Genomic DNA, 10,744 nt, shown 5'->3' with positions numbered 1-10,744 from the left:
CCCACCGCCAAGCAGTAACACCCGTCGCCGCAAGCCCTCACTGCGGCCCCGGCACTCTGCCCGGGCCGCAGCGACCACAACGACCACGCACTCCCTGGCTTCGTTCACTTCCAGCAACGGGAGCTTGAGGTCAAGGAACTGCAGGAGCAACGTGTCCGGGAGCGGGCGCGGGCTGAGCAGTCGTGGAAGATCCAGCCGAAGCGGTCGGGTGAGACGGCGATGCTGCACCGCGGAGGCTGCGCCTTGTACAGCGCCCAGCTCGGGTTCATCAACCGGCAGGAGGCGATCATCGCCCTGAAAGAACCGGACATTGAGGCGTGCCAGATCTGCAAACCCGATGCGGGGCTCGCCTAAGCACTTTTCGGCTTTCGGGCGCCGGCCTTCTTCGCCGCGGTCTTGCTCGTTGACGACGTTTTCTTGGCTGCGGTCTTTTTGTCCGGGGCCTTCTTCGCGGCCGCCTTCTTGCGGGGCTTCATCTCGTGGATGTGCTCGCCCTCGCCGCGGGATTCCCTGGCCTTCTTCACTGAGGCGTTCAGAGCGGCCATCAGGTCGATGACACCGCCGGGCGCACCTTCCCCTTCCTCGGCTGGCTCGGGTGGGGCCTTGCCCTCAGCCTTCGCGGCGATGAGCTCCTCCAGCGCTTCGCGGTAGTGGTCGCGGCGGGTTTGTGCGGCTCGGACGTGTTCGCGGAGGCCTTCGGCGTAGGTGAGCCAGGTGGATACGCCGGCGGTGCGGGCAACGGCGGTGTGGGTGATGGGGGTGCCGTCGTGTTCAAGGCGTTCGATGGCGGTCAGGACGCGGCGTCGTTTGTCTATGCTGTCGCGGCGGCGGGCCTGTGCCAGCGGGGCCGGATTTCCGTGGGGGGTCATCGGGGGTTGGTCCGCGGCGGGTCGAGGACGGTGAGCGGCAGGTGGGTGCGGGTGGTGCCGGCGCGGGCTTTGCGCAGGACGGGTGCGCCGCGACCTTGAGCGCAGCATCGATGTACCGGATGGCGTTCAGCTCACCGAACACCAGAGCGTCCAGCTACTGCAGCGTCTGGCCTACTGGCTCATCCGCAACCGCCAGACCGAGATGGAACGGGCCACCGCGATGGCTCTAATCGACGAAGTTGATGCCCGCGTCAAGGGCGCGGTGGATGACCCGGATGGAGCCGGTCTCGTCCTCGTTGCCCCAGGGGCCGAACATCATCGCGCCCAGGCACAGCGGGCCGACCTGGACGCCGGTACGGCCCAGCGGTCGGTACTGCATGGAGTGGTTCTCCTCTTTCATGGGGGTCAGTCGTTGCCGGAGGGCACGACCGTGCCGGTGGTCGTCCAGCTCGCGAGCAGGTTCAGGGCCTGCTGTTCGGGTGAGTCCGGCTCGGGTGTGTAGAAGTTGAGGCGCAGGCCGGGGTCGGAGGGCAGTTCCATCGCCTCGTAGGGCAGTGAGAGATCGCCGACGAGCGGGTGATGGAGGTTCTTCAACCCGGAGCGGTGGAACTTCACGTCGTGCCGTGCCCACCTGCGGGCGAAGTCGCTGCTGCGGGTGGTCAGTTCGCCGATCAGGTCGGTGAGGGCCTTGTCGTGCGGCGCGCGGCCCGTCTCGGTGCGCAGGAAGGCGACGGCATCGTCGGCGCCCTTGTCCCAGTCGACCCAGAAATCCTGGCTGGCGGGGTCGAGGAAGAGGAAGCGGGCGCTGTTGACCGGCCCGCGCTGCGCGAACAGCGGTGAGTCGAACAAAGGCGCGTACAGCGCTCGTCCCAGGGCGTTGGCGGCCATGATGTCGAAGCGGGCGTTGCGGACGAACGCCGGCACGCCGGTCATCGAGTCGAGTAGCCGCAGGATCGTCGGCCGGACGCGCGAGGAGGTCACCGCCGGCCGCCGGCCGGACGGGCTGGCGGCGCGGGCCAAATCGTAGAGGTGGGTGCGTTCGGCCTCGTTGAGCTGCAGGGCGTGCGCGAGCGCTTCGAGGACCGAGTCCGAGGCGCCGGCGAGGTTGCCGCGCTCCAGACGAACGTAATAATCCACGCTCATGCCTGACAGCAGGGCGACCTCTTCACGCCGCAGCCCCGCGACACGACGGTTCCCGCCGTAGACCGGCAGCCCGGCCTGCTCGGGGGTGATCCTGGCTCGCCGGGTGCTGAGGAACTCCCGCACCTCGGCGGCCACGTCCTTCTTGGTGTGGTCGGTCATGCTCATTTCCTGGTGTGGGGGCCCGGCTCTGACCGGGCTGGTCGCGTCGGCCGCCGGGCCGGACCTGACCTCGAGTAGAGGGGCACGGCGCACTCCTCCCGGTCGGTCTGCTCGGTGTGCCGGCTCCTCCACGGTAGGTCGGCCTGGACAGGCCTGCGAGGTACTGCCAGTACCTGGAAGAGCAGTGACTCCCACTGCCCCCTCGAGGTGCCGTTACCTGGGAGAAGCCCACAGACGGGCGGCCCGGGATCGGGCCGCACTCCCGATCGACGCGAGGAAGACCGTGCGCACAGCAGCCACCCACGACATCCCCGGCGCCCCCGCCGGGGATGTCGCCGACTCAAGCCGTCCGGGCGGGCCGAGCGGCGGCAGGACCACTGCCCCGCGCCGCCAGGCGCGGCGTTCCTCTGGGGGCCCGGCCCGTTCGACGCTGATCCTGGCGATCATCTGCATCAGCTACTTCATGGTCATCCTGGACAACTCGATCGTGTTCACCGGGCTGCCGCAGATCCGCTCCGACATGGGGTTCTCCGAGACGGGCCTGTCGTGGATCACCAACGCCTACGTACTTGTCTTCGGTGGGCTGCTGCTCCTGGGAGCGCGCGCCGGTGATCTCTTCGGCCACCGCAAGGTCTTCCTGTACTCGCTGGTGGTCTTCTCGCTGGCCTCGCTGCTGGTGGGCGCCGCCCAGAGCGCCTGGTGGCTGATCGCGGCCCGGGCGCTGCAGGGCGTCGGCGCCGCCGTTCTTGCCCCGTCCGCGCTCTCCCTGCTCACGCGCAGCTTCGCGGAAGGCCAAGCCCGCAACCGGGCCATGGCCGCCTACAGCGCAGTGGCCGGCCTCGGCGCGGCGTTCGGGCTGGTCGTCGGAGGTCTGGTCGCGGACCTGATCTCGTGGCGGGCCGGGTTCTTCCTGAACGTCCCCATCGGCATCGTGATGATGGTGGTGGCGGTGCGGTTCCTGCCCGAAACCGAGCGTCGCGGCGGCCGGTTCGACGTGGCCGGGGCGCTGCTGGCGACGCTGGGATCGACCGCGCTGGTGCTGGGCATCGTCGACGCGGCCGACCACGGCTGGACGGCACCGGCCACCCTGCTCCCCCTCGCAACGGGCGCGGTACTGCTGGCCTTGTTCGTCTCGGTGGAGCGGCGGGCCGCGCAGCCGATCGTGCCGCTGCGGCTGTTCGCGAGCCGCGAGCGGTCCGGCGCCTACGTCACCCGGATGCTCTACATGGGCGCGATGATCGGGTTCTTCTTCTTCACCGCGCAGTTCGTGCAGAGCGTCTACCACTGGACGCCTCTGCAGGCTGGCCTCGCGTTCCTGCCGATGACGCTGGTCAACTTCGTCTTCGCCGTCCGCGTGCCCCGGCTGCTGGAGGGGTTCGGCAGGCCCCGGGTCCTGGCCGCGGGGGTCGTGCTGACAACCGTGGGCATGGCCTGGCTGAGCCGCCTGGACCTGCACACCCCCTACCTGACCGGCGTGGCCCTGCCCATGGTGATCATCGGCGCCGGCCAGGGCCTGGCGCTGGCCCCGATGACCTCCAGCGGCGTCGACGGCGTCTCCCCTGAGGACGCAGGGGCCAGCTCGGGCCTGGTCAACACCGTGCACCAGATCGGCAGCGCACTGGCCCTGAGCATCCTGACGGCCGTGGCCGCCACCGTATCCACCGGTCACGCGGCCGCCGACATCGCGGCCCGCTCCGCCACCGCGCTGACAGGCTCTGCCGTCCTGCTCGCCCTGGCCGTCGCCGCCGTCCTCACCCTGATCGTGCCCGCACGGGCGTCCCGCAAGTAAAGGACTACGTGCTGCAGACCCTCACCCTCAACAACGGCGTCGAGATGCCCGCCCTGGGACTCGGTGTCTTCCAGACCCCGCCCGACGAGACGATCGCCGCGGTCACGGCCGCGCTGAAGCTGGGCTACCGGCACATCGACACCGCCGCCGCCTACGGCAACGAACGCAAGGTCGGCCAGGCCATCCGCGACTCCGGGGTGCCCCGCGACGAGATCTTCGTAGAGACCAAGATCTGGATCAGCGACTACGGCTACGACGAGACCCTGCACGGCTTCGACAAGAGCGCCGCAAAGCTCGGCGTCGACCAGATCGACCTGCTGATCCTGCACCAGGCGCTGCCGTCCGAGTTCGACAAGACCCTCGCCGCCTACCGCGCCCTGGAGAAGCTCCTGGCCGACGGCAAGGTCCGCGCGATCGGCGTCAGCAACTTCATGGTCGACCACCTGACCACGCTGCTCGATGCGACGTCCGTCGTGCCGGCGGTCAACCAGCTGGAGATCCACCCCTACTTCCAGCAGCGCGAGGTGCTCGACTTCGACGACCGGCACCACATCCTCAACCAGGCGTGGTCCCCCATCGGGGGCATCACCTTCTACCCGGGCTACGGCGAGGACCGCCGAAGCGTCCTTCAGGACCCGGCCGTCACTGCCATCGCCGAGACGCACGGCAAGAGCCCCGCCCAGGTGCTCCTGCGCTGGGGCCTCCAGCAGGGCCGCTCGGTCATCCCCAAGTCCACCCGGCGCGCACGGATCGCCGAGAACATCGACGTCTTCGACTTCGAGCTCACGGCAGACGAGCTCACCGCGCTGGACGCGCTGGAGACCGGCCGGCGCGGCGGTCCCGAGCCCGAGAACGTCACCCTCGCCGCCTACGGCCGCGCCATCCCCGAAGCCTGACCTTCACCCCGTACGACCTGCACGAAGGAACCACAGTGCCCACCACCGTCAGCGCGTTCGGCGCCCACGAGGCCGGCCAGCCGCTCGCCCCCGTCACCATCGAGCGCCGTGACGTCGGCCCCCACGACGTCAGGCTCGACATCCTGTACTGCGGGATCTGCCACTCCGACATGAACTTCGTCGACGGCTCCTTCGGCCCGCTCCCGATCAGCCCGCTCGTGCCCGGGCACGAGATCGTCGGCCGCGTCACCGAAACCGGCTCCGCCGTCACCCGCCACCAGGTCGGCGACCTGGTCGGCATCGGCATCCCGCTGATCTTCGTCACCGGGATGCTCTCCTACTCCTCCTACAACCCGGGACTCGGCCGCACCAACGACCAGACCCCGGACAAGGGCCTGCTGGGCTTCTACCTCTTCGCCTGGCCCACCCGTCCCTACTGGCTGTACCGACTGACCCAGGGCGTGCACGTGACGCTCGGCGTGGTCCTCGTGCCCGTACTGCTGGCCAAGTTGTGGTCAGTGATCCCGAAGCTGTTCGAGTGGCTGCCGGTCCGCTCCGTCGCCCACGGACTGGAACGGTTGTCCCTGCTCATGCTGGTCGGCGGGGTGATCTTCGAATTCGTCACCGACATCATCAACATCCAGCTTTTCTACGTCTTCCCCGGCTCCTTCTACACCCTGCACTTCTACGGCGCCTGGGTGTTCATCGCCGCCTTCGTCGTTCACGTGAGCCTCAGACTCGGACGGATGACCCGTGCCCTGCGCTCCCGCAGCCTGGCCGCGGAACTGCGCACCGACCTCGCCCACACACGGCCCGAACCCCCCGACCGCGACGGCCTGGTCCCGACCGCTCCCGCGCCGCCGACGATGACCCGGCGAGGCGCGCTCGCCATGGTGGGGGGCGGATCGCTGCTCCTCCTTGTGGTCACCGCAGGACAAAGCATCGGCGGCCGACTGCGCAGCACCGCCCTTCTCGCGCCGCACAACCGTACTCCGGGCAGCGGCCCGAACAGCTCCCAGATCAACAAGACGGCAGCTTCCGTCGGCGTCACCCCCGCGCACGTCGGCCCCGGCTGGCGGCTGGAGATCCACGGCCCCGGTCCGATACTCGTCTTCACCCGCGCACAACTCCTCGCGATGCCCCAGCATGCCGCCGCACTGCCGATCGCCTGCGTGGAAGAATGATCCACCCCCACCCAGCAGTGGAGCGGCCTTCGGCTGGCCGACCTCGCCGCCCTGGCGGGCCTCCCCGCCGTCGGAAGCGTCCTGGTGGAGTCCGTCCAACCACGCGGCCCCTACACCTCGGTGGTGCTGCGAGGCAACCAGATCCACGACCCTCGATCGCTGCTCGCCCTGCACGTCAACGGCGCGGACCTCTCGCTCGACCACGGCTACCCAGCCCGCGTCATCGTCCCGGCCAACCCCGGCGTGAACAACACCAAGTGGGTACAACGGCTCACCTTCAGGACGTGACCATGGCACGCTTCGTCCGCTGGTACGGCTCCGGCCCCCTCCACCTTCTCGTCCTGATCGCCTCGTTCGCGATCACCGGCTACGCCATGGTGCGCCTGTTCGCCGTCCGCCCGCTCGAGGTCGCGATCTGGTTCGTCGGCGCGGCGATCCTCCACGACCTGATCCTGCTGCCCCTGTACTCGCTCGCTGACCTGTCGGCACATGCTGTCCTGCGGCATCGTGCCACCCGCATGCCACAACCACCGTGGATCAACTACCTGCGCGTGCCCACCTTTCTCTGCGGTGTGCTCCTGCTCGTCTGGTTCCCCCTCATCTTCGCCTTGCCGACCCCCTACCCGAGTGCCACAGGGTTGTCCATGGATGTCTACCTCGGCCGGTGGCTGGCCATCACCGCCGTGCTCTTCGCCGCCTCCGCCGTGACCTTCGCTCTCAAGCTCCGCCGCGTACGCCGGATCGCCCGCGCCGACGAGGAACGACCTGCACCAGGTCACGACGCTGCATCGTGACGACCGACAAGGACGGCTCGCCCTGCGCCGAGGGAGACCTCTATGCGCTCGCCCTGCGGACCGGCCACGGGCCGGTGTACCTGCGGCTGGCGGACGGATGCCGGATCCGGATGCCTGTGCATCGCTGGTACGCGCATCCCACCGTGGCCGACGAATCAGTGCTCAATCGCTGCGTCGGCCCCGTTCTCGACGTCGGCTGCGGACCGGGCCGGCATTGCCGGGCACTCCTGGGTCGCGAAGTCTTCGCGCTCGGCGTCGACGGCGTCCGCGGCCCTGCTGAGGGAAAGCCAGCGAGCGCGCGGATGCCAGTGGCCGCCGACGATTTCGTCGGCGGCCACTGGCAGTGGGCTACAGCCCCGGCGCCTGGTTCAGAGAGCATCCACCCTGACTGCCAACAGCGCTCGCGGTAGATGTCCCCCCGGACTTCTTCCGTATCCTCTCGTGTCGTCGAGCCGCGTCCAGACGTAGATCAGGTCTTCCGAATCCCAGCCTGCCCATCAAACCGGTGTGGTCCGGTCGCGGGGGGCAGGGGGTGGTGCGCCGGGTGCCCTGTCCGGCTGGGCCTGAACCACCGGCGGACGGGTGCGATGAGGGAAGGTCCTCCGCGCAAGCACCACAGGGCAATGACCGGATCACAGATGGCACATCCCAGAGACGAGTCGTGGAAGAAGGGCAGGATCGGATTGCCCTTCAGGTGATGTGCCACGTCCCAGGTCGTGTGGAGCAGCCAGCCGATGCCGATGAAAGTCCAGGACTCCAGACCGCGGTAGGCGACGTAGGTCATGAACGCGACGAAGGGGAGTTCCCACGGGCCGAATCCGCCCCCGCTCAGATAGGCAGCGCCGGCTCCGCCCACCATCATCGCGTTGAAGCGGCGTCGGTGCGGTTCTTTGATCAGGGACATCAGCAGGCAGTAGATGATGCCGGTGATCACCGGTGACACAAGATTCATGAGGAGAGGACTTCTTCTCTTTGGGCGCGGGTCGTGTCGACGCGGTCGAGCTGTCGTAGCGCGAGCAGCCCGCCGACCCCTGGGACAAGGGCCAGGACCTTCGCGGCGGCCGGGGCCTGCTTGATGCGGCATGTCGCGGTCACGACGAACAGGTAGGCACAGCCGTGAGCGGGGCCCATCAGGGACGAGATGGGTTTGAGGTGGACGGTGAACACGTTGGCCAGCAGCACGATCAGTGAGACCAGCTCAGTGTGAGCGGCGATGCGCAGATGACGCGGAGACCGAAGGCGCATGGTCACACTCCCGTGGTGGAGCCAGGGCGGATGATCATCAGTACGGTGACGGAGGCCCACAGCAGGTTGAAGACGCCGGTGAGCATGGCGAGTCGGCCCGGTCGCAGAGGCGGCGTCGATGGCTCGGGGGAACCGGTCACTTCGGCCAGGGCGCGGTCCTGGCCGGGCAGGATGAGCAGGGCAAGGACGCACGCGGCGAGCACGGTCAGCAGGATCGAGGTGATCAGCCACGCGTCGCCGAGGACACCGAGGCTGCTGGCCGTGGCGAAGCCGAAGACGGGGACAGCGATACCGATGCCGGCGTAGACCCGGCAGATGCGGTGCAGTGTCCGCAGGGTCGTCGGAGCGTCGCCGGCACCGACATCGCCGAGGGCGCGGCGCAGCGTCGCGGGGAACATGCTCGCGGCGACGGTGACAGGGCCAATCGCAATAATGGCGGCCAGGACGTGCAAGGACAGGAGGACCTTGTTCACGCCTGGCGCACCGGGGTGGTTCGGCGCTCGCCGGTGACCTTCGAGGACGGAAGACGGCCGGCCTTGGAGGTGCCTCGGAGGGTGTCGCCGTCGACCGTGACGTCGAACGCCAAGTTGAGCCGCATGGGCCTGGTGATGGTCTGCTTCCAGGTGAGGCGGTCGCCATCGAGAGCGATGTCGCCGAGCGGCACTTCCTCGCCGGCTCCATGGGCGACGCCGGTCAAAACAGCATCCTGCCCGCGTAGTTCGACGACGGCCTTCATCTTGCCGATGGGGGTGGAGATGGACAGGTCCCAGGTGCCTTCGACGGACATGTTCTTCCTGACTGTGCTGTGCGGATTGGTGGTGAGAGGCGGGGGGAGGGTCAGAGAGCGGCGGGGACGGTTCCCTGAGCGCGCCAGACGGTGCCACGCCGCTCGTGGGCGAACAGCTCCTCAACGGCGTGGGCGATGCGAGGGCCGACCTCGCGCTCCAGCAGGTACAGGCCCAGATCAAGGCCGGAGGTCACGCTGGAACCGGTGATCAGGTCCCCGTCGTCAACGAGACGGGCGCTAATCGCGTAGGCGCCGGTGGCGTCCAGCATGTCCAAGCCCAGGTGATGGGTGGTGGCGTGACGTCCCTCCAGGAATCCCGCCATGGCCAAGACGAGGGAGCCACCGCAGACGGTGGCGACCGTGATGTCCGGGTCGTCCATCGCCTGCTTGAGGAGTGCGGGGAGTTCGGTGGTCAGTGTGCGGCCCAGCAGTACCGGGATGAACTCGTCCTGCTTCCGCTCGCCGCCGCCTATCTCCTGATCCGGAACTTCACCGGGTTCGCCTACGCGGCCGGAGGCGCCGGGCACCAGAAGCATGTCCGCCCGTTCCAGGTCGATGGCGCCTGCAGCGCGCAGCGCCAGCCCTCCGGTGCCACTGATCACCTCTCGGGGGCCCTCTGCGGAGACCAGCTCAACGGTCACTGCGCCCTCCGATGCCATGCCGCCGGCGTACAGCACCTCGTAGGGGGCGATGACGTCGAGCGGGTCGAAACCGTCGAACAAGACAACTTGGATGTGCACTGACGTTCCTTCGGGATCGTTTTCTCTCCGATGCCTCGAAGTCAACCTCCTCTCGCTCGGTCCACCCAGTGGCATGAGCGACAATCTTCAACGGAAAATTGCCACGCAACTTCTAAGGCCCTGGGTGCGCTTTGAACTGGGGATTCCCAGACTTCAGCCCTACTGCACTGAGCGGTGAGGAGGTAAATTCTTGCCATGCACACAGTCGCTGTTCTCGCGCTAGACCAGGTGATCCCGTTCGACCTGACCACACCGATCGAGGTCTTCTCGCGGACTCGCCTACCCGACGGGCGGCCCGGCTACCAGGTCCGTGTGTGCGCCGAGCGCGACGATGTCGACGCTGGAGCCTTCGCCCTGCGTGCCCCCTGGGGCATGGAGGGTCTCCGCGACGCGGACACGATCATCGTGCCGGGCGTCACAAATCCCACGGCCCCGCTCTCCCCGGTTGTACACGACGCAGTGCGGGCGGCCGCAGACGACGGCACCCGGATCGCCTCCGTCTGCACGGGCACCTTCCCCCTGGCCGCCACCGGGCTCCTCAACGGGCTGCGCGCCACGACCCACTGGCGCGCGGCCGGGCTCCTGGCCACCCTCCACCCAGACGTCGACGTCGACCCGGACGTCCTCTACGTCGACAACGGCCAGTTCCTCACGTCCGCTGGCGCGGCCGCGGGCTTGGACCTGTGTCTGCACATGATCCGCCGTGACTACGGCTCAGCGGTCGCCGCCGACGCCGCCCGCCTATCGGTGATGCCCCTCGAACGCGAAGGCGGCCAGGCGCAGTTCATCGTCCACGACCACACCCCCGCACCGCAGGGCTCCGAACTGGAAACGTTGCTCACCTGGCTGAGAGAAAACCTGGCCCGCGACCTCACACTGGGCGACATCGCCGCCCAGTCCGGGACCAGCACCCGGACCCTGATCCGGCGGTTCCGCGACCAGACCGGCACCACCCCGCTCCAGTGGCTCCACCGGGCCCGCATCCGCCAGGCACAGCACCTGCTGGAAACCACAGATCACTCCGTGGAACGCATCGGCGGCCAGGTCGGCTTTGGCTCACCTACCACATTCCGCGACCGCTTCAAACGCACCACCGGCGTCAGCCCACAAACCTACCGACGCACCTTCAGCTGAACCA

13 protein-coding genes and 2 pseudogenes are annotated in these 10,744 nt (G+C 68.4%); 7 read left to right on the top strand and 8 right to left on the bottom strand.

Annotation, left to right across the window (positions count from 1 at the left end; translation table 11 throughout):
- Positions 1-138 precede the first annotated feature (138 nt).
- Positions 139-354, top strand: coding sequence for a DUF6233 domain-containing protein (locus tag ACIRP2_RS38060; RefSeq protein WP_404258354.1), 216 nt, complete (start codon positions 139-141; stop codon positions 352-354).
- Here ACIRP2_RS38060 and ACIRP2_RS38055 read toward each other — a convergent pair.
- From ACIRP2_RS38055 to ACIRP2_RS38045, 3 genes and pseudogenes are all read right to left on the bottom strand, one after another.
- Positions 351-869 (bottom strand): hypothetical protein, encoded by a 519-nt coding sequence (locus ACIRP2_RS38055; RefSeq protein ID WP_404258349.1) that lies wholly within the window; start codon positions 867-869, stop codon positions 351-353. The two genes, ACIRP2_RS38060 and ACIRP2_RS38055, sit on opposite strands and share 4 nt — an antisense overlap.
- 229 nt (positions 870-1,098) lie before the next feature.
- Positions 1,099-1,248: pseudogene (locus ACIRP2_RS38050) on the bottom strand (aldo/keto reductase); the annotation flags it as partial.
- 26 nt (positions 1,249-1,274) lie between these two features.
- On the bottom strand, positions 1,275-2,171 hold the full coding sequence (locus ACIRP2_RS38045; RefSeq protein WP_404258348.1) for a helix-turn-helix transcriptional regulator: 897 nt from the start codon (positions 2,169-2,171) through the stop codon (positions 1,275-1,277).
- A 283-nt stretch (positions 2,172-2,454) separates the two neighbouring features.
- Between ACIRP2_RS38045 and ACIRP2_RS38040 the strand changes: the two genes are divergently transcribed.
- The 5 genes and pseudogenes from ACIRP2_RS38040 to ACIRP2_RS38020 all read left to right on the top strand — a co-directional run bounded on the left by ACIRP2_RS38040 (position 2,455) and on the right by ACIRP2_RS38020 (position 7,244).
- Positions 2,455-3,960 carry an MFS transporter gene (locus ACIRP2_RS38040; RefSeq protein ID WP_404258347.1) on the top strand — a complete coding sequence of 502 codons (1,506 nt, stop codon included), beginning with the start codon at positions 2,455-2,457 and terminating at the stop codon, positions 3,958-3,960.
- A gap of 11 nt (positions 3,961-3,971) precedes the next feature.
- Positions 3,972-4,856 (top strand): aldo/keto reductase, encoded by an 885-nt coding sequence (locus ACIRP2_RS38035; RefSeq protein ID WP_404258353.1) that lies wholly within the window; start codon positions 3,972-3,974, stop codon positions 4,854-4,856.
- Between the two features lie 35 nt (positions 4,857-4,891).
- Positions 4,892-6,328 (top strand): annotated as a pseudogene (locus ACIRP2_RS38030) (molybdopterin-dependent oxidoreductase).
- A 2-nt stretch (positions 6,329-6,330) separates the two neighbouring features.
- Positions 6,331-6,834 carry a hypothetical protein gene (locus ACIRP2_RS38025; RefSeq protein ID WP_404258346.1) on the top strand — a complete coding sequence of 168 codons (504 nt, stop codon included), beginning with the start codon at positions 6,331-6,333 and terminating at the stop codon, positions 6,832-6,834.
- Positions 6,831-7,244, top strand: coding sequence for a hypothetical protein (locus tag ACIRP2_RS38020; RefSeq protein WP_404258345.1), 414 nt, complete (start codon positions 6,831-6,833; stop codon positions 7,242-7,244). Before ACIRP2_RS38025 ends, ACIRP2_RS38020 begins: the two co-directional genes overlap by 4 nt.
- Positions 7,245-7,303: 59 nt before the next feature.
- On the opposite strand, the gene ACIRP2_RS38015 is transcribed toward ACIRP2_RS38020, so the two are convergent.
- Genes ACIRP2_RS38015 through ACIRP2_RS37995 form a run of 5 tightly spaced genes read right to left on the bottom strand, consistent with a single transcriptional unit; the run spans position 7,304 to position 9,606 of the window.
- Entirely contained in the window at positions 7,304-7,786 is a 483-nt protein-coding gene (locus ACIRP2_RS38015) for a DUF6010 family protein (RefSeq protein ID WP_404258344.1), read from the bottom strand.
- The gene (locus tag ACIRP2_RS38010; RefSeq protein WP_404258343.1) at positions 7,783-8,079 is read right to left on the bottom strand and encodes a DUF3817 domain-containing protein; all 297 of its coding nucleotides are present in this window, start codon (positions 8,077-8,079) and stop codon (positions 7,783-7,785) included. Before ACIRP2_RS38010 ends, ACIRP2_RS38015 begins: the two co-directional genes overlap by 4 nt.
- A gap of 2 nt (positions 8,080-8,081) precedes the next feature.
- Entirely contained in the window at positions 8,082-8,552 is a 471-nt protein-coding gene (locus ACIRP2_RS38005; RefSeq protein ID WP_404258342.1) for a DUF2269 family protein, read from the bottom strand.
- Positions 8,549-8,866, bottom strand: a complete 318-nt coding sequence (locus tag ACIRP2_RS38000) for a hypothetical protein (RefSeq protein WP_404258341.1) — start codon at positions 8,864-8,866, stop codon at positions 8,549-8,551. Before ACIRP2_RS38000 ends, ACIRP2_RS38005 begins: the two co-directional genes overlap by 4 nt.
- Before the next feature lie 50 nt (positions 8,867-8,916).
- Positions 8,917-9,606: a DJ-1/PfpI family protein gene (locus ACIRP2_RS37995; protein WP_404258340.1), complete on the bottom strand. Its 690-nt coding sequence runs from the start codon at positions 9,604-9,606 to the stop codon at positions 8,917-8,919.
- Positions 9,607-9,801: 195 nt separating this feature from the next.
- On the opposite strand from ACIRP2_RS37995, the gene ACIRP2_RS37990 reads away from it, so the two are divergent.
- Positions 9,802-10,740 carry a GlxA family transcriptional regulator gene (locus ACIRP2_RS37990; RefSeq protein WP_404258338.1) on the top strand — a complete coding sequence of 313 codons (939 nt, stop codon included), beginning with the start codon at positions 9,802-9,804 and terminating at the stop codon, positions 10,738-10,740.
- Positions 10,741-10,744 lie beyond the last annotated feature (4 nt).

The organism is Streptomyces sp. NPDC101194 (assembly GCF_044767885.1).
GTDB lineage: Bacteria > Actinomycetota > Actinomycetes > Streptomycetales > Streptomycetaceae > Streptomyces.
The sequence above is the reverse complement of the archived record's forward strand: the minus strand, read 5'-3'. Positions and strand labels throughout refer to the sequence as shown.